Source organism: Ancylobacter sp. Lp-2 (assembly GCF_020523795.1).
Lineage (GTDB): Bacteria > Pseudomonadota > Alphaproteobacteria > Rhizobiales > Xanthobacteraceae > Ancylobacter.
Genome location: NZ_JAJALI010000006.1, coordinates 83,740 through 105,739 on the forward strand (window position 1 = coordinate 83,740; position 22,000 = coordinate 105,739).

Here is a 22,000-nt window from a genome sequence, read left to right on the forward strand (position 1 = left end):
CGCGGCCTCCTTCCGCCGCCCTTGGCAACGACACCCCCATGTGGCTCGACGTCCGCCGCCCGCATACGGCGACGACGGCGCCCCCGGAGTGCCGCCCCGAACCGCCGCGCCCGAACCATCAACCTGGAACGCCGCCCCCGGGGCGCCATCTGCGGCTCGAAGCTGCGATGCGCCTCGGAAGCGGCGCCCCGGAACGTCATCCGTCCCTCCCTGCCGCGTCCTCTGCGCCCCGCTTTACCGCCCGCCGCTTTCCCGCCGCCGCCTTGCCGAGCCGCCTCGCCTCCCCCACGGGCGGCCCTCCGGCGCGCCCGGCGCGAGCCCCGCTCCGGCCCCTCGCGATCTCGATGGTGGTGGCGCGTCGGGTTGCCGGCGGCGAGCTTCTGGCGCGGCGCGGTGGAGTTGGGCTCCGCCGCCGCCGACGGCACCGGAGATGAGGCACCGCCTTGCCCCGTTCCGCTCTTCCCGGCCCGGCCGGCCCGGCCCGCCTTGTCGGGTCACTTTGCCCAGTCCCGCCGTCCCGCCCTTCCTCACCCGGCCCACCTTCCCGGCTCCCCCCACCGCGCCCTCGCTTCCCCGCGGGCGGCCCTTCGGCGCGCCCGGCGCGAGCCCTGCTCCAGCCCCTCGCGATCTCGATGGTGGCGGCGCGTCGGGTTGCCGGCGGCGAGCTTCGGGCGCGGCGCGGTGGAGTTGGACTCCGCCGCCGCCGACGGCACCGGAGATGAGGCACCGCCTTGCCCCGTTCCGCTCTTCCCGGCCCGGCCGGCCCGGCCCGCCTTGTCGGGTCACTTTGCCCAGTCCCGCCGTCCCGCCCTTCCTCACCCGGCCCACCTTCCCGGCTCCCCCCACCGCGCCCTCGCTTCCCCGCGGGCGGCCCTTCGGCGCGCCCGGCGCGAACCCTGCTCCAGCCCCTCGCGATCTCGATGGTGGCGGCGCGTCGGGTTGCCGGCGGCGAGCTTCGGGCGCGGCGCGGTGGAGTTGGACTCCGCCGCCGATGGCACCGGAGATGAGGCCCCGCCTTGCCCCGTTCCGCTCTTCCCGGCCCGGCCCGCCTTGTCGAGCCCACTTTGCCCGGTCCCGCCGTCCCGCCCTTCCTCACCCGGCCCCACCTTCCCGGCTCGGCCCGCCGTCCCCGTCGCCGCCCGCCAAACGAAAATGCCCGGCACGAGGCCGGGCATTTCCATCGTCGATTGCAGGACGCCGGAACGGCGCCGGCGTCACTGCCCGCCGGGGGTGCGCACGCCGATCCAGGCATCGCGCACCTGGTCGTAATGGATCTTCGGGTTGTAGGTGGCCACCTTCAGCCGCAGCTTGGCGGAGTTGAGGTCGCCGATCGCCGACAGCACCGCATAGGAGGCGACCACCCGGTCGCGCTGGGCGATGACCAGGCTGGCGCGGGCGTTGAACAGCGCCGTCTGCGCGTTCAGCACGTCGAGCGTGGTGCGCTGGCCGACGCGCCACTCCTCGCGCACGCCGCGCAGCGCGATCTCGTTGGCGGCGACCGAGGCCTGCGCCGATTCGATGGCGTCCTTCGACGCCACCAGCGCGCCCCAGTACTGCACGACATTCGCCCGCACCTGGTCGCGGTTCACGTCGACCTCGATGCGCGACTGGCTGAGCAGTTCCTTGCTCTGCCGGATGGTCGCGAACTCGCCGCCGCCCTGGTAGATCGGCACCGAGAGGTTCAGCGTCGCGGCGGCGCTGGTGGCCCGCTCGGCGGTCGAGGACGAGTTGTAGTTGGAGGCCGCCGCGCCGTTCAGGGTCAGCTGCGGCGACAGCGCCGATTCGGCCACCTTCACGTTCGACATCGAGGCGTCGACCGCGAATTCGGCCGCCTTCACCGCCGGATGATGGCCGAGGCCCAGCTGGATCGCGGCGTCGACATTCTTCGGCAGCATCGGGTCGATCGGCCGGCCCGGCGACAGCTTGACCGCCTTCAGCCCCGTCACCTGGAAGAACACCGCCTGCGAGGTGGTCAAGTTGGACTGCGCCTGCGACAGCAGACTCTGGGCGTTGGCGACGGAGGCCTCGGCCTGGGCGACGTCGGTGCGGGTGATCTCGCCGACGGCGAAGCGGTCGCGCGCCGCACGCAGTTCTTCCTGCAGTGCCGCCAGGTTCTGCTTCTGCAGCTCCACCAGCGCCGAGTTCTGCAGCACGTTCATATAGGCGGTCACGCCGTCGAGCAGCACCAGCTGCTCGGTGTTGCGCAGCAATTCGCGCTGGCCCCTCACCTGCGATTCGGCGCCACGCACCGAATTCGCGGTGCGCAGCCCATCATAGATGGTCTGGCTGATGGTGATGCCGAATCCCGAGGGAAACAGCCGGCTGTTGCTGATCGTGTTGCCGTTGTTCAGGAGCGCGGCGGCGCTGCCCGAGGAAACGCGCGTCTCCGACCATTGGGCGCCGATGCTGGCGCTGCCGAACACCTGCGGGCGATAGCCGCCCAGCGCGATCGGCACATATTCGTCGGTGGCGCGGGTGGCGGCACGCTGTGAATTCAACGTCGGGTTGCCGCTATAGGCCGAGACCAGAGCCTGATCGAGCGTCTGAGCTGCGGCCGGAAGCGACGTTCCAATGACGAAAACGGCGATCGCGGACGCGACCAGCCTGCCCCCGGTAGCATCAAGCCACATGCTCAAACCCCTGCACAACGCGCGACTAGAACGGAACCAGCTACCATCGGCTGATTCTCATCTATGTATGACGGACTGTCAGAATAAGAGGAGGAAGAGGAGCTGTGAACCGGGAGTAACGGGCTGGAACCATTTTGCCGGGGGCCGCGGCAGATCAGCCACAGCCCCGCGCAAAGGCTTAGAATACAAAGGCCGGCGCCGCCTCGAAACCCGGCAACGTGGGCACGGCGGCATCGAAGACGATACGTGAGCCGATACCGCCGGGGGTGTTGGTGAACACCGTGGCGCGGCCGGCGCGCCCCCGCCCGATCACCGCAACGAGTCGGCCACCCGGCTTCAGCTGGGAGAGCAGCGCCTTGGGCGCCTCGTCGACCGAACCGTTCAGCAGAATCGCGTCATAGGGCGCCTCGGCCGGCCAGCCGGCGGTCAGCGTTCCCTTTACATAGGCGGCGTTCAGCAGGCCGAGTTCGGTGAGCACGCCGGCCCCCTGGTCGGCCAGCTCGGCATCCTCTTCCAGCGAGACCACCTGGCCGGCGAGCTTGGCCAGCACCGCGGTGGAGTAGCCGGTGGCGGCGCCGACATCGAGCACCAGGTCGCCCTCGCCGATCTCGGCCGCCTGCAGCAGCTTGGCGAGCACCATCGGCTCCATGAGATAGCGGGAGGGCGCGCCCTCCTTCACCAGCAGATCGTCGTCGATATAGGCGAAGTTGCGCAGCGCGGCGGGAACGAAGCGCTCGCGCGGCGTCTCCATCATGGCGGCGACGATCTTGAGATCGGTCACGTCATTTGCCCGTACCTGCGCATCGACCATGGCACGGCGCATCTCAGCGAAATCGATCATTCTGGCGCAATCCCGACTACGTTCCCCGGAAACGCCGCCGAGGTTCCTGCGGGCAAGGCTCCCCACCCTGTTTCCCGCCCTCGCGCGGCCAGTCATGAGTAGTGCGACGCACGCCGGCTTGGCAAGCGTTCTTAAGGCGAGGCGTCTCAAGACAAGGGTTCATAGGTGGAACTCGCGCCCGCGCGCTCCATTACACGACGCCAAAAGAGACCGCCCTCGGCCCCTCCTCCGCCCGATCGTCCACCGGTTGGCGAGGTTGCTCCCATCATACACCTCACCGCACCGCATCGGCCCCGCCCGCCACGCCGGCAGGATCGTTCCCATCGTCCACCGCACTGCACAGCGCCGGGGACGAGCGGCCATCCTCCGTTGCCGTCCGCGAGCGGCTCTGTTATGAGGCGCCTCGGCTGCAAGGCGAACGCCTCTTCGGAGCGCGCTTCGCCGTCTGCGGCCACGTGGCGGAGTGGTTACGCAGCGGACTGCAAATCCGCGTACGGGGGTTCGATTCCCTCCGTGGCCTCCAATAGCGCACGCGCCGCCGAGACGCCGAAAGGCACCGGCGGCGCGTGTTGCGCCCACAACAGGGAGTAGCGGGTGGAAGGCCCGCGAAGCTCGATCGTTTGACAATGCTGGTTGATCGTCGTTGATGAAACCTCGTCGCTGAAGCCGCCCCCGCGGACAGCGTGCGGGGCTATGCGCGTTTCACGCCGGTCGCCCGCTTTAAAGGAACTGCTTGATGGTGCCGACGAAACTGGCCAATGCGTTTCGCAACATGATCAGCCCGGACACCCGGGACACGGTCAAGCGACTGTTCATGAGCGATGGCCGGCGCCACTGGAAGGGCTATGCTCTCTCCTTCCTGTTCATGGGTATCATGGCCGGCACGACCTCCGGCCTCGCCTACATCATGGGCGACGTGATCAACAAGATCTTCGTCCAGCAGAATTCCGCCGCCGTCTGGATCATGTCCGGAATCGTGCTGGCGCTGAGCGTTATCAAGGGCTTCGCGACCTACGGGCAGGCGGTGACGCTGGCGCGCGTCGGCAACCGCATCGTCGCCGACAACCAGAAGCGCGTGCTCGACCGCCTGCTGTCTCAGGATCTGCGCTTCTTCGCTCAGACCCAGACCGCCGAACTGATGATGCGGTTCAACGCCGGCGCCGAGGGCGCGCGCAACGTGCTGAACCTCATCATCACCAGCCTCGGCCGCGACCTGCTCTCGGTGATCGGCCTCACCGCGGTGATGATCATCCAGGACCCGTTCATGGCGGTGATCGGGCTGATCGTCATGCCGATCGCGGTCGGCGGTGTGCGTAGCTTGATCCGCAAGGTGCAGAAGATCTTCACCCGCGAGTTCCACTCGGCGATCCAGATCATGGGGCAGTCGCTGGAGGCCTTCCAGGGCATCCGCACCATCAAGTCCTTCAATCTGGAGCCGAACGTCCAGTTCCGGCTGAACGACCGCATCGACGCGCTGGAGAAGGCGTCGAACCGCATGGTGCGTGCCCAGTCCCAGTCCGGCCCGCTCATGGAGGCGCTGGGCGGCGTCGCCGTCGGCCTCGTCATCATGTATGCCGGCTACAGCGTGCTGCATGGCGGGCGCACCCCCGGCGAGTTCTTCTCGGTGATCACCGCGCTGCTGCTCAGCTACGAGCCGGCCAAGCGGCTCGCCCGGCTGAACATCGACCTCACGGGGCACCTGCTGGCGGCGCGCATGCTGTTCCAGATTCTCGACCTCAAGCCGACGGAGCAGGATCCCCCCGGCACGCCGGAGTTGAAGCTGGCGCCGAATGGCGGCCGCATCGAGTTCGACGACGTCTTCTTCGGCTACCGCCCGGAGGAGCCGGTGCTGAAGGGCCTCAGCTTCGTCGCCGAGGCCGGCAAGACCACGGCGCTGGTCGGCCTGTCGGGCGGCGGCAAGAGCACGGTGATGAACCTCATCGAGCGCTTCTACGACATCACCTCGGGCACCATCGCCGTCGACGGGCAGAAGCTCGAGCACGTCACCCGCCGCTCGGTGCGCGACCAGGTGGCCTTCGTGAGCCAGGACGTGTTCCTGTTCGCGGGCACCGTCTACGACAACATCCTCGCCGGCCGGCTCGACGCCACCCAGGAGGAGGTCGTGGAGGCCGCGCGCGCCGCGCATGCGCACGACTTCATCTCCGGCTTCGCCAACGGCTACGACACGGCGGTGGGCGAGCACGGCGCGCAGCTTTCGGGCGGTCAGCGCCAGCGCATCGCCATCGCCCGCGCCTTCCTCAAGAACGCGCCTATCCTGCTGCTGGACGAAGCCACCGCCGCGCTCGATTCGGAATCCGAAGCCGAGGTGCAGAAGGCGCTGCGCTCGCTGCAGATGCACCGCACGACGCTGGTGATCGCCCATCGCCTGCAGACCGTCGTCAACGCCGACCGCATCTGCGTCATCGAGGACGGGCGCGTGGTGGAAAGCGGCCGGCACGATGAGTTGATCGCCCGCCGCGGCCGCTATTTCGGCTTTCACCAGTTGCAGTTTAACGGCCAGGACGAGCGCCTCAGCGCCTGAAGATATCCACATGCATGCCGGATGCGACTTCACAAACGCATCCGGCGTTGCTATAGGGGCGCCCATGAAGTGACGGCGACGTGGTCGCCTCCTTTCCCTGATAGCTCAGTTGGTAGAGCGTTCGACTGTTAATCGAATGGTCGCAGGTTCGAGTCCTGCTCAGGGAGCCATCACCTTCTTCTCAGGTGATTTCAGTCACTCTCATCCAGCGTCATGAGCGATCGAAATCGCTGGCAAATCCGCCCGCGCAATCTCGCAGGCACGCAATTCGCCTCATCCGATATCGCCGCATCTCACGATTCTGTTGGCCTTGATGTTGGCTCCGGGCCTGTGTTTGCTGGCCTCAGGTGGCAGTGGGGACGGCGATCGTGGACTTATCGGATACGGCGTGCCGAGCCGCGAAGGGGCGAGAGAGCGAATACAAGCTCTCCGCTGGCGGTGGCTCTATCTCCTGGTGAAGCCCAACGGCGCCCGATTGTGGAATCAGGCGTATCGGTTCGCGGGAAAGCATAAGAAGCTCTCCCATGGCCCCCATCCGATTGTGGCGCTCTCCGAAGCGCGGCGCCTTCGTGACGACGCCAAGAGGTCGTTGGCCTCAGGGGTCGATCCCGGAGCCAACAAGAAGGCGGAGAAGGTAGCCGCCGGCAGCATCCGAGAACACCTTCGGCGCCGGCGCCGACGAGCAGATCGAGAGAAGCACCAAGGAAGGTCGGGCAGACGCCACCCTGCAGAAGGCTGACTGGCTTCTCAGGACGATCGCCGCTCCCCTGACCAAGCGCCTATCCCGGACTTCACGCCCGTCGAGCTCTCCTAGACGTCCTGCGCGACGTGGAGGCCCTCTTCTAGGGTGAGAAACCCCGTGATCATCCGCCCGCCTATGCCGGCCGCCACATGGAAAAAACCGACACCCGTCATGCAGGGCGGGTACCGCGGCAGCGGGTTAGTCCACTGGTGCCTATCGAGGCGCTCCATCGTCCCTCACACCTCCCGCCTGCGACATCTTTCGGCTGAAGATCGCCGCACCTCCCAGGAAGAGAACCGCCGTGCCGAGGTTCCATCCCAGGACCATCGCGGTCGCATCGAGTGGGTGGAACATCGAAAGAGCGGTCGCGGTGATGGCCGAGACGGCGAGACTCCCCATCAGGATGACCGATGTCGGCCGCAGCGCCGCCGCATAGCGCAACATCGCCAGCATCAGCAGCGAAAGTGGCAGGCTGGTCAGGACCAGCGTGGCGAGGCAGCCGGAAGCGGCTTCGACCGTGATAGCGCCCGGCGGCACCGGCACCCAGCCGGCGAAGCACTGGTAGCCGATGGTCGACAGCCAGACGATAAGCGGCGGTGCCGGTAGGAGAAGCCATCCGCGCGACCGGTCAGGCAGGCTCACGAAGAAGGTGGCGATGGTCGCCAGGATGCCGGTCAGGAGCGACGAGATCATGTTGATGGCGAACACGGCATCTTGCATGCGCTCGGCAAATTGCGGCCGCACGCCATGGCTGATCGTCATCAGCCCCATGATCACAGCAGCGAGCAGGAGCCAGCCCAGAGCGCGAACCAGCGGCGGGCGAAGGCGTTTCACCGCGGGTGCGTTGGTGGCGAGCGAGCGGATCAGATCGGACGTGTCCATCACCAATCCCTCCGGTCCGAAAGCAGGGACCGCAAATTCCGTAGCGCCCGATGGGTCGCCATTTTCAGCGACGCGATCGACAGTCCCGTCGCCTCGGAGGCTTCCTTCAGGGACATTTCCCTGAGCTTGAGCAGATCGATGGCGGTTCGCTGGATCGGGGGAAGGCCACCGAGAGCCTCCGTCAGCCCATCCTTGTCGAGCGCGTCATCGCGGCTGTCGGACGCGACGATGGTTGCCTCATGTTCGACGGTGAGCGGGGCCTCGCGCAACACCTGCCGGCCTCGCCGACGCAGGCGGTCAATGGCACGGCGATTGGCGATGCCGACCAGCCAGGGACCGAACGGACGTGCGGGATCGTAGGTGTGCCGGATCGTATGAAGGGTCAGCAAGATGTCCTGCACGGTATCTTCGATATCCCAAGGGTCCTTGTGCCATCGCCTGACCAGTGACCTGAGATAGGGCGCGATCTCCTGAAGGAGGCGAAGATAGGCGACATTATCGCCGTCCTGCGCCCGCGCCATGAGAATCGACCAGTCGAGATCGCGGGAGGCCGCGGCCTCCGGTGACCGCGACGCGCTCTTGGCGTCCTCTCCGGTCGCTTCGCCCTCCGTGGCCACCAGCGTCAGGCGCCGCCGCCGGTCATGCTCCATCTCGACACCTCCGCGAGATGGGGCATGCGCGTGCGCCATCGCTCCGGGGCCCGATATGGAGGCCACGGCGCATCATCGCGCCGCCTCTGGCGAATCCAATCGGACGTCACCCTTGGCGATCCAGTGGTCGATGGAGACGACACCGGGACCAATCGCGATGATGCTTAGGGCCAAAGCGGCCCAATACAGGTGGAAATTGGCCCAGCCATCGGGGAACACCAACTGGATCACGCCGGTCATGACCAATAGGCCGAGCGCGGCAAGGCGCGTTCCGAGGCCGACGATGAGCAGAATGGGCAGCACGATCTCGGCGGCCGCCGTCGCCAGCGCCAGCTGATCGGGCGCGGGAAACGCATACTCGCCGCCGAAGACATGCAGCCTGAACTGCTCCTCGAACAGGAATTGCGTTCCCGCCGACAGGGACAGGAAGCCATCCCATCGCGTCAGGCCGGAACGGAGGAAGGGAAGCGCCAGGGCAACGCGCGACACCGGAGGTGCGAGGTGCCGCGCGACAGCTTCCATCTCGAGATATAGGTGACGGACCGTTGAAAACGTTTGGTTCCACACCGTTGGCGACGTGCTCATGCCGCCCCCTCCGAGCGTGCCGGCCGCACGTCGTAGCCGACGATCACGTTTGCCTCGATCATGCCTCGCAGCGCAATCGCGAGATCGAAGCACGGGCTGGCGAACAGCCCTTCCTTCATGGCTTCGACGATCGGCGCCCCCGCCCGCAGTGCTTCCATGAAGGCGGCAGCGCCCGCCGGAAGACGCCGGATCTCGACCTCTGTCTCGGGCCGGGCGACGAGCGCGTCTTCTCCACCCGCATCGAGAGCGACGGTCCCGGCATCGTCGCCCCCCACATTTGCCTGCCAGATGCTCACGATCGGAAAGGCCGACCGGACGATGCGGACGGTGGGGTGGAGCGTCAGTCGCATTGTCAGGACATCGCCCGGCGGCACCTGGCCGAGAGCGGAGGGTGACAGCGGCGAGGCTTCGGCCGCGTGATAGGCCTCCACCCACGCCCGCTCAAGACGCGCGACATCGGGGAGGTAGGCAAGCACGGCGGCGGGCTCGAAGCGGGCGATGAAGGCGGGAAAGCCGGCCCCATAGTCGAGCATGATCGGAGATACCGGGGGCTCCGCCACGACATGGAGGCTTGCCATGGCGGCGAAGAATTCCTCGCCGACCAGGCGACGGGCCACCGGATAGGCCGCCTTCAGCGTCTCGATCAGCCCGACGACGACATTGTTTCGGTAGACCGCGAAGCGCCTCTCGCTGGGCCGCCCGTCGGGACCGACCAGGCCGGCCGGCGCTGGCCTGACCGGATCGAGGATCGCACGAGCGAAGTCAGCCTGTCGGGCGGCGAACCCGTGCATGACGGAAGCCTGCTCGCTGCCTTCAAGAGAAAACACCGGGATGCCGGTCGCCCCGATCATCGATGCCTCTCTCGACCGGGACGCCCGACCACATTGGTCCAGAAGGTTCGGAGGCTGTCGACGCCGCCGGCCGTCGAACTCCACAGGGTCGCGTCGCCGACCAGCAAGGTGCCAGCGAACGCATCCGGTTTCGATTGCAGCAAGGCATCGAAGGTCGCGCGGCCGCCGGCCGTGAAGGGATGGGGCGGAGCCGCGAGATCGATCTTCTGGCGCGCCAGCACGTCGAGCGTCGCGACGGCCCCGGCCATGCGCTCGAAATGCGGCAGATGCGCATGAAGATTGAAGGTGGGAACGCCCGAAAGCAGGTGGAAACGATCGAGAGACACGTCCACGTCGATCGGCGACGGGGTGCCATCCGGCTCGGCGGCGGGACGCAATCCGAACCGGTTTTCGACCGGAATACCCAGACCGGCGAGCAACGAACGTCCGAACCCGCCAAATCCCTGTCGCGGCGGGATGGTCTTATCGCCGTGATGCAGGAAATCCGCAACCTGCCGGGCGACGAACTCCTCATGCGAATCCGGCTCCTCCTCGCCGATGTCGTGATGGGGGCCGACGAACAGCAGGTGATCCGGCACGGAAAGGAAGGAGCGGACGAAATCGACCTCGGCCGGACTTGCCTGCTGCCGGGTTCGCAGGGAATCGAAGCTGATGACGATCAGCGTATCGATGTCTTCGAGCGCTTCCCGCGCCAGCGGCACGAGCCGGCCATCGCCGCCGACGCGCTCGATCTCCACGACCGGATGCCCGGTGATCGCCTCTCCGAGCTTCACGAACGCGGCGAAATTCTGCCTCATGATGTGATCGAGAAAACCGGCGATACCCTGGTCGAAGCGCGACGGATCGCTCAGTTCCTCGAAGCGCGGATACAGCATGCGGCGGCTTTCGAAGAGCGCTGGAAACCGGTTCTCGATGACATCGAGCGGCACTCCAGTCTCTTCCGGCCGGCTCCAGGCATAATAGACGGCAACTCTGCGCGCCGGCATGCGATCTTCCTCCGGGTTCAGTGTGCGTGGTTCAGGGCCGGCGTGCGTCGCCGCCCGCCGTCAATGTCGGCCATGAGGCGTTCCGCACGCTCCGCTTCGGCCTTCAGCACCGGCCAATCGGGCACGTTGGCGTCCCACTCGATCAGGGTCGGGACCGGGCCGATCCGCTCGATGGTGTGGGCGAACAGCCCCCAGACGGTTTCGTCGACCGGGCGATCATGGGCATCGATCAGCAAGGGACGGCCTTCTTCATCGGCATCGGGCGCGAAGCCCGCCAGATGGATCTCCTGCACGTGGGAGAGCGGGTAGGCATCGAGATAGGCGATCGGGTCCCAGTCCTGATTGGTACAGGCGACGTGGACATTGTTGACATCGAGCAGGAGGCAGCACCCGGTCCGGCGCGCGATCTCGGCTATGAAGTCGGTCTCGCCCCATGTGTTCTCGGCGAACGCCAGATAGGTGGACGGATTCTCCAGCAGCATCCGGCGCCCGAGCGCCTCCTGCACCTGATCGACATGCTCGACAACGCGCGCCAGGGTCTCATTCGTGTAGGGCAGAGGAAGCAGGTCGTTCAGGAAACCGGCCTCGTGGCTCGACCAGGCAAGGTGCTCGGAGAACAGCTCCGGCGAATAGCGCTCGACCAACTGCCTCAGGCGGGCCAGATGATCGCTGTCGAGGGGCCGGTCTGCGCCGATAGACAGCCCGACGCCGTGCAGCGACAGCGGATAGCGTTCGCGGATGGCGGACAGGTAGCGATGCGGAGGCCCGCCGGCGCCCATGTAGTTCTCGGCATGGACCTCGAAGAAACCGATATCGGGCGACGTCTCCAGGATCGTCGTGTAGTGCTCGGCCTTCAGACCGACGCCGGCTCGCCTCGGCATGGAGGTCGGGGAAAGCTTCGAAGCCACTTCCGGCATGATGTTCACCTCGGACGACACTGAGGGAAATGGCCGGGCCCTTGCGGACCCGGCCGAGTGGTCGATCAGGCCTTGGGCTTGAGGCTGCCCATGCCGTTCGGCGTGGAGATCGCCGTGCAGGTGCCGGTCGGCACCAGCTTGAAGGCGTTGCCCTGGTAGTCGGTGGTGCTAGTGCCCGCGCAGGTGGTGCCGGCACCGGCGTAGCAGTCGTTCTGCCCCTTGAGCGCGACGCCGAAGCAGGGCTGGACCGCGCCGGACTTCACCTTCACGGTGTTCTCGGCCTGGGTCTTCTTCTGCTGCGCCGTGAACTCCTGCGCATTCGCCGGAACGACGGCGAGAGTACCGAAGGCGGCGGCGAAGGCGCCGGCAACCAGAGTGGACATCAGACGATCGGACATATTGGTTCTCCTGAAAATTGGGCCCGCAAGCCTCTTGCTGCTGGCGAGTGGCGGCGGTTTTCGTCGCGCCTGTAGAGTGGTTCGTCGGGGGATCCTCCGAGGTCACTCTGCTTCGGAGAAATTTTCGGCGGCCACTTGGGATCGCTATCCCGTCTTGCTCAAGCGGCGGGTTTGGAGGCGACCACTGCACTCGGATGCAGTTCCGGTTCGACCGCCAACAGTTCGGGCACGGTGGCGAAGATCTGGCTCGCCGCGCTGCCGGACATGTGGGTGTCGAGGCTTGCCTCGCTGTCGAACAGGTCGACGAGGAAGATCTTGTCGACGTCCGTATGCGATCGCAGCACAAGCCAGAGCGTCGTGCCCGCCTCCGCCTCCACTGCCGGCAGTGCGTCCGCGATCCGCCTGGCGGCCTCCTCACCCAGGCCCGGCCTGGCCTTGAACACGACGACACCTGCTATTCTTGTCATGGATGCAATCCTCTCTGTCGCTTGGACTGCGCGGCTATTGGGCCTCGCCAATGGAGGTTCGCCGCGAGGCCCGCAGAGGTAACGCAGCGACCGGTTTCAGATCCGGATCGCCGTCGCGTTGGCGGAGCCACACCGGCCGGCCAGTTCCGGCGGCATGATGACCGGAGAGATTATCTTTGACGGCATGGGTTTCTCTGCGTTGACCGGATGAGGCTCGGTCAACGGTAACGCAGCCCTCGCTTTGTCGGAGGGTGGCGGACTAGACTATGAAGGAGCAAAAGCCGCCACGAGGCTCCATGCCATGAACATTGTCGTCATCGGCATCGACGGATGCCTTGCGTCCGGCTTTCTCGGCTTCGTCGATGTGCTGTCTCTCGCGAGGGACGTCATCGCCAACCACGCCGGCGAGGTGCCCTTCAAAATCCTGACGGCGAGTGGGGATGGAAGGCCCGTGACGGACGGTCATGGCCGGCGGCTGGAGGTCGATGCCCGCCTCGACGACATCCCGTCCGCTTCCGCCGTTCTCGTGCCGGGACAGGTCCCGCAGGGGCTCAAGCTGCCGGACATGTCGGACTTCAAGCCGGTCGCCGAATGGATCCGCTACCAGCACGCGCGTGGTTCTCTTGCCTGCGGTTCCTGCGGCGGGGTCTATTTGCTCGGCGAGGCAGGTTTGTTGAACGACCGTCGCTGCACCACGACGTGGTGGCTGCACGACGAGTTGAGGCGCCGTTATCCTCGGGCAGACGCGGCTTGGGGCGGTGCGCTCACCGACGATGGCGGTGTCATCACCGCCGGCGGTGCCCTGTCATGGACAGACATATCGCTGCACGTCGTGAGAATCCTCTGCGGATCCGAGGCCGCGCGTATCGCCGCCGACTTCGCCGTGGTGGACACGACGCCATCGAGCCAGGCTGTCTACATCCCGGCCGGTCATCTCGCCGAATCCAACCCGTTCCTGCTGGAGGCCGAGCGCGCCGTCCGACATGTTCGCGGCCGGCGGATAACGACGAGCGAACTGGCGGGACGGTTGGCGCTCTCGGAACGCACGCTGCACAGACGCCTGCAATCCCTCGCCGGTGAAGCGCCGAAGCGTTTCATCGACAGGGTTCGTTTCGAGATGGCGCGGACCATGCTCGACGCAGGATCGATGAGCATCAAGCAGATCGCCCTCGCCACAGGCTTCGAGGACGACAGCAGCTTCAGGAAGAGCTTCAAGCAGTTTGCCCAAATGACGCCGACGGCCTATCGGGCAAGGATCCGAATATAAGAAAATCGGCCTTCTCGCCGGCACGAGGATCGCGATACCGGAAGGCGCGCGAGCCATCGAGACGCTTGAAGCCGGCGACCTCGTCCGCACCCTTGATGGCGCGGCAGACGATCTCCACCACCTTCACCGATCCGATGAAGGAGGTGGAAATCCCGAACCCGATCCGGCGGACTGCGAGAGGAACGGACCCCGACCAGGAAATGCCAAGGTCGAGCGATGGCCGTCGCCCACCGAGCCGTGGGGACAAGCCCGGTTCGGTATCGACCTATTTCCAGATCGGGTTGGACCAGGCGCTGCGGCCGGTGTCGTCGACGACGATGACGCGCAGCCACGGGCTCGCCGCAAGCGGCGCCAGCGAGACGCGGGTGCGGGTGATCGCGATGCCGCTGCTGTGGCTCATCAGATAACCCTGCCCGACGACGAGCACGCGCGAGGCCGGCGAGCACCGCACCTCGACATGGTCGGCGGCGACCTCGATGTCGTCGATGCGCGGGCCCTGCGTCGAGTAGAAGTGCCCCAGCTTGAGCGCGTCGAGAATTGCTTCGGGGCTCCGGTCCGCCGCCTTCAGCTCGACCCAGCCGCCACCGAAATCGGCAGCCTTAAAATGCGCGTCGTCGCAGGCATAGGTGGTCAGGCGGTAGCCTTTGTCGAGCAGGCCGTCGAGCAGATAGGCGCCATACCCCTTGTCGTGCATGACATGGCAGCCGTGATTGTAGATCTCCACCGAGTGGGCGGCGTCGACCAGCGTCTCGGCGTCAGCGAGCGACAGGCTGTACCAGCCGGGATGGGCGATGCCCACGAAGGCACCGGCCGCCCTCGCGCGGCGGGCGAGCGCCGGCCCGTCTTCGTCCGGCGAGGTCGGCGCGAAGTCGAGCGGCAAGCCGACGGCGACGAGGTGCCAGAGCTCGCTCACCTCGGTGCGCGGCGCGTGGATCTCCGCGCCCGGCAGCAGGGTGAACTCCGCGTCGCCGAAGGCGCGCGTATCGGTCACCGGGAAGCCGAACCGCTCCAGGAAGTGATCGGTGATCGACAGGAAGTCGTAGCCGGCGTCGCGGTAGGTGCGGATCACCTCCTCGACCGAGCGCGCGCCGTCCGAGCGGGTGGTGTGCGTGTGGATGTTGCCGCGCAGGAAGCGACCGGGCATGGAAAAGGGAGCGATGCTGCCCATGGCGATGTCTCGTTGCATGAGGGGTGGAAGGGCTCAGGCGCCGGCGGTGGCGGTGGCGGCAAGGCCGGCCGACAGCCCCGGCAGGGCCGCGAGCTGGGAATGATCGGTCAGGATGCGGTAGGCGCCGAGCGCCAGCAGGCGCTGATCATGCCCGGGCAGGATATGGCTTCCGCCACAGAAGCCGATGACGCGCATGCCCGCCGCCCGCGCCGCCGTGACGCCGGTAACGCTGTCTTCGATCACCAGGCACCTGTCGGCCGGCACCCCGCCCATGGCACGGGCGGCGTGCAGGAACAGGTCGGGAGCCGGCTTGCCCCGCGCCACATCATCGGCGCTGAACACCCTCCCCTCCACCAGCGGCGTGAGGCCGGTGGTGGCGAAGGTCCGGCGCAGCCGGTCGTGGCCGCTGTTCGAGGCGACGCAATAGGGGCGATCGAGGCCGAGGAGCAGTTCCGGGACGCCGGCGATCGGCTGTAATCGGGTGGTAAAGGCATCGTCGAGCCGGACGGCGAGGTCCGCCTCGAAATCCGTCGGCAATGCGACACCATGCCGGTCCTCGAGCTTGCGTCGCACCGTCATCGCGTCGTGACCGACGAGGGAGGCGAGCACCTCATCCGTCGACATCGTCAGCCCGATGCTTGAAAGCGTCGCAGACGTCATCTGCGCGGCGAGGATTTCGCTGTCGACGAGGACGCCGTCGCAGTCAAAGATAATGAGATCGATCAAGGCGCTACCCTGCTGAAGGCGCCGCGCGTGGCCTCACGCGCGGCGAAGTCCTGATGGAAACGGCGATCACTTCGGCAGAAGCGCGTTGGTCTCGCTGGTCAGCTTGGCGACGCCGTCTTCCGGGGTGATATCCCCCCGCATCACCTGCCCGATGATGTCGCGCTGGGTGCGCCAGATCTTCACGCCATTGGTGCCGGGATAGCCACCCCACGGCGCCGCGCGGGAAATTTGCTTGATGCTGGTGTACCAGTTCGGGTTCTCGTCATAGAACTTGCCGAGATATTCCGGTGCCAGCGCCGCCTTGTTGGTCGGCATGTAGCCCGAGCCGAGCACGGCGATGGTCTGGCCTTCGGCGCTGGTGGCGAACTTGATGTATTCCCACGCCGCGTCCTGCTTCGCCTTGTCCTTGGACAGGATCATCATCGCGTTGCCACCGGTCGGCACGACGCCCTTGTCGAGGTTCGACACCGGGTAGGTCGACGACATCAGCTTGAAGCGGGTGCCGATCAGATCGGAGAAGCCGCGCGCGCTGTTCGGCGAGGCGAAGATGATGCCGAGCTTGCCGGCGGCGAATTGCTGGCGGGACTGCTCATAGTCGCGCGGCACCATCTTGCCGTCGGTGACAATGCTGCGGGCCAGCTTCAGCGCGGTAAGGCCGGAGCCGTTGTCGAAGGCGACGGTCTTGTTGTCGTCCTTCATGACCGCCTCGCCCTGCTGGAGGATCAGCGAGCGCCACAGCCAATCGTCCGGCCAGGCATGGATGTCGTAGGCCATGCCGTCGACATCGCCGCCGAGCGCCTTGATCCTGGCGCCGAGCGCGACCATGTCCGCCCAGTTGGTCGGGAAATGCTCGGGATCGCTGCCGGCCTGCTTCACCAGATCGGCGTTGTAGAACACGATCGGCGTAGAGGCGTTGAAGCCGATGCCGTACTGCTTGCCGTCCACCTTGCCGAGATTGAGGATCGACGGCTCGTAGTTGGTGCTGACCCAGCCCTCGCCTTCCTTGGCGATGTAGCCGTCCAGGGTGATGACCTGGCCGCGCTTCTGGAGCTGGTGCACGACTTCCGGCAGCAGGTGATAGCCGGAGTGATACACGTCCGGCAGGTTGTTGGTGATCGCCTCGCGCAGCAGCGCCTGGTGCTGCTCGTCATAGCTCGGCAAGGCGTTGCGGAACTTGATGACGATGTCCGGGTGCGCCTTCATGAAGGCGGCGGCGACCTGCTCGTGAAAGACGTTGTGGGCCGGCATGAAATGCTCGACCTCGATGACGATCGGGTCCGCATGGGCGGCGGACGCGCCGAGCCAGGCGGCGGCGCCGATCAGGGCGGCCTGCATAAGGGGCTTCATGGTCATCTCTTTCGGGAGGCGGTTGCGTGGCGGGCGGTGTCGACAGAAAAGGGTGAGAAGGTGTGCGGGCAGGCTACGGGGCCACGATCACGGGCCCCGTCTCGGTCCGCGACGAGGGGCGCGGCTCACTTCACGCCGGTCATGGTCACGCCCTGCACGAAGTGGCGCTGGGCGAACAGGAAGAGCACGGTCAGCGGGGCCGTCAGCAGAGTCGCGGCGGCCATCAGCGTGCCGAAGCTGGAGCCGATATCGGGATCGTTGAAGTACATCATGCCGAGCGGCGGCGGCGCGAGCTCCGGGCTCGTCACCACGACCAGCGGCCAGTAGAGGTCGTTCCAGTGCGCGGTCACCGAGAAGACCGCGAAGGCGGCGATGGCCGGGCCGGCACTCGGCACGACGATCCGCCACAGGATCTCCATCTCGCCCATGCCGTCCAGCCGCGCCGCGTGGATGACGTCGTCGGGAAAGGAGCGGAACACCTGGCGGAACAGGAAGATGGCGAAGACCGACAGGAAGAACGGCAGCATCAGCGCGAAATAGCTGTCGAGCGTGCCGGTGAAGGCCAGCGTCATGTAGAGCGGCAGCGCCGGCACCTGGACCGGGACGCACAGCGCGAACAGCACCAGCGCGAACAGCAGGCCACGGCCGCGGAACTCGTATTTCGCCAGGGCATAGGCGCAGGGAATGGCGGTCAGCAGTTGCACGGCGAGAATGCCGGCGCAGATGACGGCGCCGTTGAGCATGAAGCGCAGCAGCGGCGCCTTGCCGAACGCCGCGCGGAAATTGTCGAGGCCGACGAAGGTCTGCGGCAGCCAGTGGAAGGTCGGCGAGAACACTTCCTGCGACGGCCGGAAGGCGGTCAGCAACATCCAGTAGAACGGAAACAGCATCGCGAAGGCGCATAGCAGCAGGAAAGCATGCATGGCCAGCTGGCCGGGCGTCAGCCCCGACCGGGAGAGCAAGGAACCATGGCGCGCCATCAGTAATGCACCTTCCGTTCGAGCACCTTGGCCTGGATCAGCGACAGCAGCAGGATGATGCCGAGGAAGACGACGGTGATGGCCGAGGCAAGGCCGATGCGCATGTACTGGAAGCCTTCGAGATAATTGACGTAGAGCAGCACATCGCTCGCCCCCTGCGGTCCACCGCGGGTCAGCACGGCGACGGTGTCGAACACCTTGAAGGCTGTTATCGAGGTGGTGATGATGACGAACATGGTGGTCGGCCCGAGCATGGGCAGCGTCACCGTGAAGAAGCGCCCGATCGGCGTGTCGATGCCGTCGACGGCGGCGGCCTCGTAGAGCTCCTGCGGGATCGCGGTGAGGCCGGCGCTGAACAGCACCATGTTGAAGCCGGCCAGCGACCAGACGCCGATGATGGCGAGCGCCGGCATCACCAGCGACGGTTCGCCGAAGAATTCGAGCGCCGGCAGGCCGAGAGTGGTTAGCAGGTGATTGACCGGGCCGATCGTGCCGTGGAGCAGGTATTTCCACACGGTGGCCATGGCGATGAGCGTCGAGGTCACCGGCAGGAAGAACGCGACCTGATAGAAGCCGCGGCCATGCCGGAGACCGTTGACCATCACCGCAAGGGCGAGGCCGATGACCACCGAGGCGGGAACCACCAGCGCGACGTAGTAGAGCGTGTTGAGCAGCGCGCGCCAGAAGCCCGCATCCCTCCACAGCGTGGTGTAGTTGTCGAGGCCGAGGAAGGAAAACTCCAGCGCGCCGAGCTCGTAGTCGGTGAAGCTCATGGCGATCATCACCATGATCGGCAGCAGCAGGGTGCCGAGCAGCAGGATGACCGACGGAACGGCGAACCAATAGGCGACCGCGGGCGAAATCGTGGCGCCGAGGCGTCGCCGGCCGGCAGGGACGCGCGCAGCGGATGACAGGGCCATCGTCATGCTCAGGCGCCCATCAGCGCGCGGCTGGACGTGTAGGTCACGTTACCGGCCGAGGGCTCGTCCCGGAGCGGCATCAGCCGCTTGCCATCGGCGCCGAACATCAGCGCTGCGGTGGCACGCGCACCGAACATCAGGCTGGCCTCCAGCCGGCCGGCCATCCGCAAGGCGTCGAAATCCATGGCGGAGACACGCGCCGTAAAGCTCCGCTGGTCGTCGCCGGCGTGCCGCATGTGCAGCAGCACGTCATGGCCGAGACGCTCGATCCTCTGGAGGCGACCGTCGACGACGATGTCGGACGAACCGTCGCCGATGGCGAGGGTTTCGGGCCGCAGGCCGATGGTCAGCCCGCCGGTCATGCCCACCCGCAGCGGCGTGGCGCGCCCGGCGAGGGTGACATAGCCCCGCGGATCGGCGCGGCCCGGCAGGAGGTTGATCTCCGGGCTTCCGATGAAGCGGGCGACGCGCACGTCGGACGGGTTGGAGTAGATCTCGGCCGGCGGGGCGACCTGAACGATCTCGCCATCCATCATCAGCGCCACGCGACTGGACATGGTCATCGCCTCGACCTGATCGTGCGTGACATAGATGAACGTCGCACCGAGACGCCGGTGCAACTCCGAGAGCTCGCCGCGCATGTGCACACGCAGGCGCGCATCGAGGTTGGACAGCGGCTCGTCCATCAGGAAGACGCGCGGCTGGCGCACCATGGCGCGCGCCAGCGCCACACGCTGGCGCTGGCCACCCGAAAGCTGGGCCGGCCGACGGTCGAGCAGCGCCTCGATTTCCACCTGCGCCGCCACCTGCTTGACGGCCGCGTCGATACCGGCCCGGACGGTTTTCTGTCCCGGCATCAGCGACCCAAGGACTGGCAGGCGCGCCAGGCTGTTCAGCCGCCGGGCCTTCAGCGGCGTGGCGATGTTGTCGTGCACGCTCATATGCGGGTAGAGCGCGTAGCTCTGGAACACCATCGCGACGTCACGCGCCCTGGGAGGCAAGTGGTCGACCGCAGCGCCGTCGATATGGATGGAGCCGCCATCCTGGGGGATCAGCCCGGCGAGGATACGCAACAAGGTGGACTTTCCGCAGCCAGAAGGCCCGACGAGAGTGAGGAACTCACCGGCCGCGACATCCACGGACACGCCCTTCAGCATCCTCGCGGCGCCGAAGCTCTTTTCGATGGACGAAATGGAAACGGTCGCCGTCATGTTCTGCCCCGCCGTGTTCGAGCGGGAACCTGACGGAATTTTATTTCATTCGAATGACAGGGGTGGAGCAAAACTCCACGGCAACGATGCCCGCTTTTCGCGCGATCATCCGGCGGCGATGGCGCCGGCCAGTGCTTCCAGGACGAAAATCTTGGCGGGTACTGCCGCCATTTCCCCACCGGTCGGCGGCGGATCGACGGCGGCGGCCAGCAGCACCGCATCGGCGCTTTGCGTCAGCGGGCTGTTGGCCCGGCTGGTCACCGCCAGCGTGAAGGCGCCGGCCGCCCGGGCGCCGCTGAGGAAACGGATGGTATCCGGCGTCAATCCCAGCTCGGAGATCCCGATCGCCACGCACCCGGCGTCGAACCTCGTCATCACCTCATGGGCGAGTGTCGCATCCTGGAACGCCTGGGCGATGAGGCCGACGCGCATGAGCCGATAGGCCGCCATTTCGGCCACGATGCCCGATACGCCCACCCCGAAGATATCGATGCGCCGACTTTTCTTGAGCTGGGCGGCGACCCGAATCAGCAGGTCGGGATCGAGATGTTGCGCCGTGCTGTTAATGGCGTTGCTGAGCCGACCGGCGAGCGGTGTCAATCCACCGACATTGGACACCCGCTTGAGCCGCACCGTCCGCTGGCTGGCGAGTTCGGCGGTCAGGGCGATCTTGAGGTCACGGTAGCCGGCATAGCCGAGATGCTTGCAGAACCGCACCACGCTGGCATCGCCGGTTTGCGCCAGCACCGCCAGTTCCGCGAGCGAGGAGCGTACGACGCGCTCGGGATTGTCGAGAATATATTTGCCGATGCGCGACAACGCCTCCGGCATGCCGTCGATCGCCTGCCGCATGCGAGGGAGGCTCGGCGCCCCGAATGTTCCGCGCGGGTCTTCTGAAGATGCTTTCAGTGGCATCGAGGCTATCTTGCTGCCGGCTTGGCGATGACGAAACGGGAGTGGGAGCGTGAAGCTTCCCGAAACCGTTGTCCAGAATGGGCGGCAGGATTGCAGGCGTTTCTGACGGGCGCCTGTTGACGCGCCCCCACCGCCGCACGCCGTGAGGCGGCGGGGGGCCATCGGACGCAGCTAGCGGGCGGCGGCCGAGAGGAAGTCGCCAACCTGCCGCGCGAAGGCGTCGGCGCGCGTGCGCGGGTAGAAATGCCCGCCGTCGAGTGCCACGAGTTCCGCACCGGTTATGGCTCCGGCAATGCGCTCGGATTGCCCGAACGGGATCATCTCGTCATCCCGCGCTCCCACGACCAGCGTCGGCGCGGTGATGCGGCCGAGATCGGCCGCCCGGTCATAGGCGAGCAGCATGCGGATGCGCGCAGCGGTCACCGCCAGCGGCGCCAGCGCCTCGCCTGCCCGGCCGACGGCGGCATCAAGTTCGGCTTCATGCGCCGCGATCCAATCGGCATCATAGCCGAGCACATGGGTGAAGGCCTGATAGATGTCCGGGCGGTTGGCTTCCAGCAAGGCGAGCCGCGCCTCGAACAGCGTGCGGAACCGTGCATCCGGGCCGGGCCAGCTCCCCGAAATGACGATCCGTCCGACCCGTTCGGCCGCGTCGAGGGCGAGCGTCTGCACCACGGCGCCGCCGGTGGAATGGCCGACCAGATGGGCGTGCGCGCACCCCTCCCTGTCCATGATCTCCGTGACGTCGCAGGCGATACGCTCGACCGTATAAGGGCCTTCCGGCCGGTCGCTGCGACCGGCCCCCCGGTGGTCGACGAGGATGAGCCGGAAGCGCACCTCCAGCCGTTCGGCGACCGGCCCCCAGAAGCGACCGTCGCCACCAAGCCCGGGAATGAGCACCACGGGCGCGCCGCTGCCGCGCACATCGTAATGCACGCGGCAACCATCGGACGCGGTCATCAGCGGCATGACAGC

The 22,000-nt window shown here is 66.7% G+C and carries 21 protein-coding genes, 2 tRNA genes and 1 pseudogene; 6 read left to right on the forward strand and 18 right to left on the reverse strand.

The features are described from left to right. Positions 1–1,214: 1,214 nt before the first annotated feature. Together LGR54_RS15795 and LGR54_RS15800 are read right to left on the reverse strand one after the other, a co-directional pair. Complete coding sequence (locus tag LGR54_RS15795; protein ID WP_230362954.1) at positions 1,215–2,630, reverse strand: TolC family outer membrane protein; 1,416 nt, start codon at positions 2,628–2,630, stop codon at positions 1,215–1,217. Positions 2,631–2,808: 178 nt separating this feature from the next. Next, the gene (locus LGR54_RS15800) at positions 2,809–3,471 is read right to left on the reverse strand and encodes a protein-L-isoaspartate O-methyltransferase (protein WP_230362955.1); all 663 of its coding nucleotides are present in this window, start codon (positions 3,469–3,471) and stop codon (positions 2,809–2,811) included. A 449-nt stretch (positions 3,472–3,920) separates the two neighbouring features. On the opposite strand from LGR54_RS15800, the gene LGR54_RS15805 reads away from it, so the two are divergent. From LGR54_RS15805 to LGR54_RS15820, 4 genes are all read left to right on the forward strand, one after another. Further along, positions 3,921–3,994: transfer RNA gene (locus tag LGR54_RS15805), tRNA-Cys, on the forward strand. Positions 3,995–4,207: 213 nt separating this feature from the next. Continuing rightward, positions 4,208–6,013, forward strand: a complete 1,806-nt coding sequence (locus LGR54_RS15810) for an ABC transporter ATP-binding protein (RefSeq protein ID WP_230362956.1) — start codon at positions 4,208–4,210, stop codon at positions 6,011–6,013. 94 nt (positions 6,014–6,107) lie between these two features. Beyond that, positions 6,108–6,183: transfer RNA gene (locus LGR54_RS15815), tRNA-Asn, on the forward strand. Between the two features lie 143 nt (positions 6,184–6,326). Further along, entirely contained in the window at positions 6,327–6,752 is a 426-nt protein-coding gene (locus tag LGR54_RS15820) for an Arm DNA-binding domain-containing protein (RefSeq protein WP_230363200.1), read from the forward strand. Between the two features lie 216 nt (positions 6,753–6,968). On the opposite strand, the gene LGR54_RS15825 is transcribed toward LGR54_RS15820, so the two are convergent. From LGR54_RS15825 to LGR54_RS15860, 8 genes are all read right to left on the reverse strand, one after another. Next, positions 6,969–7,637: an NrsF family protein gene (locus tag LGR54_RS15825; RefSeq protein WP_230362957.1), complete on the reverse strand. Its 669-nt coding sequence runs from the start codon at positions 7,635–7,637 to the stop codon at positions 6,969–6,971. Beyond that, positions 7,637–8,287, reverse strand: coding sequence for a sigma-70 family RNA polymerase sigma factor (locus tag LGR54_RS15830; protein WP_230362958.1), 651 nt, complete (start codon positions 8,285–8,287; stop codon positions 7,637–7,639). The genes LGR54_RS15825 and LGR54_RS15830 overlap by 1 nt, the downstream gene beginning before the upstream one ends. A gap of 72 nt (positions 8,288–8,359) precedes the next feature. Then, positions 8,360–8,872, reverse strand: a complete 513-nt coding sequence (locus LGR54_RS15835) for a DoxX family protein (protein ID WP_230362959.1) — start codon at positions 8,870–8,872, stop codon at positions 8,360–8,362. Then, entirely contained in the window at positions 8,869–9,723 is an 855-nt protein-coding gene (locus LGR54_RS15840; RefSeq protein WP_230362960.1) for a DUF2063 domain-containing protein, read from the reverse strand. Before LGR54_RS15840 ends, LGR54_RS15835 begins: the two co-directional genes overlap by 4 nt. Further along, complete coding sequence (locus LGR54_RS15845; RefSeq protein ID WP_230362961.1) at positions 9,720–10,652, reverse strand: hypothetical protein; 933 nt, start codon at positions 10,650–10,652, stop codon at positions 9,720–9,722. Before LGR54_RS15845 ends, LGR54_RS15840 begins: the two co-directional genes overlap by 4 nt. Positions 10,653–10,726: 74 nt before the next feature. Continuing rightward, complete coding sequence (locus LGR54_RS15850; RefSeq protein WP_230362962.1) at positions 10,727–11,626, reverse strand: DUF692 domain-containing protein; 900 nt, start codon at positions 11,624–11,626, stop codon at positions 10,727–10,729. 65 nt (positions 11,627–11,691) lie between these two features. After that, a complete protein-coding gene (locus LGR54_RS15855; protein WP_230362963.1) occupies positions 11,692–12,024 on the reverse strand; it encodes a DUF2282 domain-containing protein in 333 nt (110 codons plus the stop codon). Between the two features lie 158 nt (positions 12,025–12,182). After that, positions 12,183–12,467 (reverse strand): putative quinol monooxygenase, encoded by a 285-nt coding sequence (locus LGR54_RS15860; RefSeq protein WP_230362964.1) that lies wholly within the window; start codon positions 12,465–12,467, stop codon positions 12,183–12,185. A 325-nt stretch (positions 12,468–12,792) separates the two neighbouring features. Between LGR54_RS15860 and LGR54_RS15865 the strand changes: the two genes are divergently transcribed. Both LGR54_RS15865 and LGR54_RS26060 read left to right on the forward strand, forming a co-directional pair. Then, complete coding sequence (locus LGR54_RS15865) at positions 12,793–13,758, forward strand: GlxA family transcriptional regulator (RefSeq protein ID WP_230362965.1); 966 nt, start codon at positions 12,793–12,795, stop codon at positions 13,756–13,758. Between the two features lie 4 nt (positions 13,759–13,762). After that, a pseudogene (locus LGR54_RS26060) lies at positions 13,763–13,873 on the forward strand (Hint domain-containing protein); the annotation flags it as partial. Positions 13,874–14,023: 150 nt separating this feature from the next. On the opposite strand, the gene LGR54_RS15870 reads toward LGR54_RS26060, so the two are convergent. The 8 genes from LGR54_RS15870 to LGR54_RS15905 all read right to left on the reverse strand — a co-directional run bounded on the left by LGR54_RS15870 (position 14,024) and on the right by LGR54_RS15905 (position 21,994). Then, complete coding sequence (locus tag LGR54_RS15870; RefSeq protein ID WP_230362966.1) at positions 14,024–14,926, reverse strand: CehA/McbA family metallohydrolase; 903 nt, start codon at positions 14,924–14,926, stop codon at positions 14,024–14,026. A gap of 33 nt (positions 14,927–14,959) precedes the next feature. Then, positions 14,960–15,652 carry an HAD family phosphatase gene (locus tag LGR54_RS15875; RefSeq protein WP_230362967.1) on the reverse strand — a complete coding sequence of 231 codons (693 nt, stop codon included), beginning with the start codon at positions 15,650–15,652 and terminating at the stop codon, positions 14,960–14,962. Between the two features lie 66 nt (positions 15,653–15,718). Then, on the reverse strand, positions 15,719–16,999 hold the full coding sequence (locus tag LGR54_RS15880; protein WP_230362968.1) for an ABC transporter substrate-binding protein: 1,281 nt from the start codon (positions 16,997–16,999) through the stop codon (positions 15,719–15,721). 125 nt (positions 17,000–17,124) lie between these two features. Next, entirely contained in the window at positions 17,125–17,979 is an 855-nt protein-coding gene (locus LGR54_RS15885) for a carbohydrate ABC transporter permease (protein ID WP_370638212.1), read from the reverse strand. After that, positions 17,979–18,899 carry a carbohydrate ABC transporter permease gene (locus LGR54_RS15890; protein ID WP_230362969.1) on the reverse strand — a complete coding sequence of 307 codons (921 nt, stop codon included), beginning with the start codon at positions 18,897–18,899 and terminating at the stop codon, positions 17,979–17,981. Before LGR54_RS15890 ends, LGR54_RS15885 begins: the two co-directional genes overlap by 1 nt. Positions 18,900–18,907: 8 nt before the next feature. Then, a complete protein-coding gene (locus LGR54_RS15895) occupies positions 18,908–20,110 on the reverse strand; it encodes an ABC transporter ATP-binding protein (protein ID WP_230362970.1) in 1,203 nt (400 codons plus the stop codon). A gap of 105 nt (positions 20,111–20,215) precedes the next feature. Beyond that, complete coding sequence (locus LGR54_RS15900; protein ID WP_230362971.1) at positions 20,216–20,962, reverse strand: MurR/RpiR family transcriptional regulator; 747 nt, start codon at positions 20,960–20,962, stop codon at positions 20,216–20,218. A 234-nt stretch (positions 20,963–21,196) separates the two neighbouring features. Then, a complete protein-coding gene (locus LGR54_RS15905) occupies positions 21,197–21,994 on the reverse strand; it encodes an alpha/beta fold hydrolase (RefSeq protein ID WP_230362972.1) in 798 nt (265 codons plus the stop codon). Positions 21,995–22,000: the final 6 nt, after the last annotated feature.

What these genes read in the sequence shown, in the direction of transcription:
- LGR54_RS15795 (WP_230362954.1), bottom strand. Translation starts at nt 2,630, where the DNA reads ATGTGGCTTGATGCTACCGGGGGCAGGCTGGTCGCGTCCGCGATCGCC.
- LGR54_RS15800 (WP_230362955.1), bottom strand. Translation starts at nt 3,471, where the DNA reads ATGATCGATTTCGCTGAGATGCGCCGTGCCATGGTCGATGCGCAGGTA.
- LGR54_RS15810 (WP_230362956.1), top strand. Translation starts at nt 4,208, where the DNA reads ATGGTGCCGACGAAACTGGCCAATGCGTTTCGCAACATGATCAGCCCG.
- LGR54_RS15820 (WP_230363200.1), top strand. Translation starts at nt 6,327, where the DNA reads ATGTTGGCTCCGGGCCTGTGTTTGCTGGCCTCAGGTGGCAGTGGGGAC.
- LGR54_RS15825 (WP_230362957.1), bottom strand. Translation starts at nt 7,637, where the DNA reads ATGGACACGTCCGATCTGATCCGCTCGCTCGCCACCAACGCACCCGCG.
- LGR54_RS15830 (WP_230362958.1), bottom strand. Translation starts at nt 8,287, where the DNA reads ATGGAGCATGACCGGCGGCGGCGCCTGACGCTGGTGGCCACGGAGGGC.
- LGR54_RS15835 (WP_230362959.1), bottom strand. Translation starts at nt 8,872, where the DNA reads ATGAGCACGTCGCCAACGGTGTGGAACCAAACGTTTTCAACGGTCCGT.
- LGR54_RS15840 (WP_230362960.1), bottom strand. Translation starts at nt 9,723, where the DNA reads ATGATCGGGGCGACCGGCATCCCGGTGTTTTCTCTTGAAGGCAGCGAG.
- LGR54_RS15850 (WP_230362962.1), bottom strand. Translation starts at nt 11,626, where the DNA reads ATGCCGGAAGTGGCTTCGAAGCTTTCCCCGACCTCCATGCCGAGGCGA.
- LGR54_RS15855 (WP_230362963.1), bottom strand. Translation starts at nt 12,024, where the DNA reads ATGTCCGATCGTCTGATGTCCACTCTGGTTGCCGGCGCCTTCGCCGCC.
- LGR54_RS15865 (WP_230362965.1), top strand. Translation starts at nt 12,793, where the DNA reads ATGAACATTGTCGTCATCGGCATCGACGGATGCCTTGCGTCCGGCTTT.
- LGR54_RS15870 (WP_230362966.1), bottom strand. Translation starts at nt 14,926, where the DNA reads ATGGGCAGCATCGCTCCCTTTTCCATGCCCGGTCGCTTCCTGCGCGGC.
- LGR54_RS15880 (WP_230362968.1), bottom strand. Translation starts at nt 16,999, where the DNA reads ATGAAGCCCCTTATGCAGGCCGCCCTGATCGGCGCCGCCGCCTGGCTC.
- LGR54_RS15885 (WP_370638212.1), bottom strand. Translation starts at nt 17,979, where the DNA reads ATGGCGCGCCATGGTTCCTTGCTCTCCCGGTCGGGGCTGACGCCCGGC.
- LGR54_RS15890 (WP_230362969.1), bottom strand. Translation starts at nt 18,899, where the DNA reads ATGGCCCTGTCATCCGCTGCGCGCGTCCCTGCCGGCCGGCGACGCCTC.
- LGR54_RS15895 (WP_230362970.1), bottom strand. Translation starts at nt 20,110, where the DNA reads ATGACGGCGACCGTTTCCATTTCGTCCATCGAAAAGAGCTTCGGCGCC.
- LGR54_RS15900 (WP_230362971.1), bottom strand. Translation starts at nt 20,962, where the DNA reads ATGCGGCAGGCGATCGACGGCATGCCGGAGGCGTTGTCGCGCATCGGC.
- LGR54_RS15905 (WP_230362972.1), bottom strand. Translation starts at nt 21,994, where the DNA reads ATGCCGCTGATGACCGCGTCCGATGGTTGCCGCGTGCATTACGATGTG.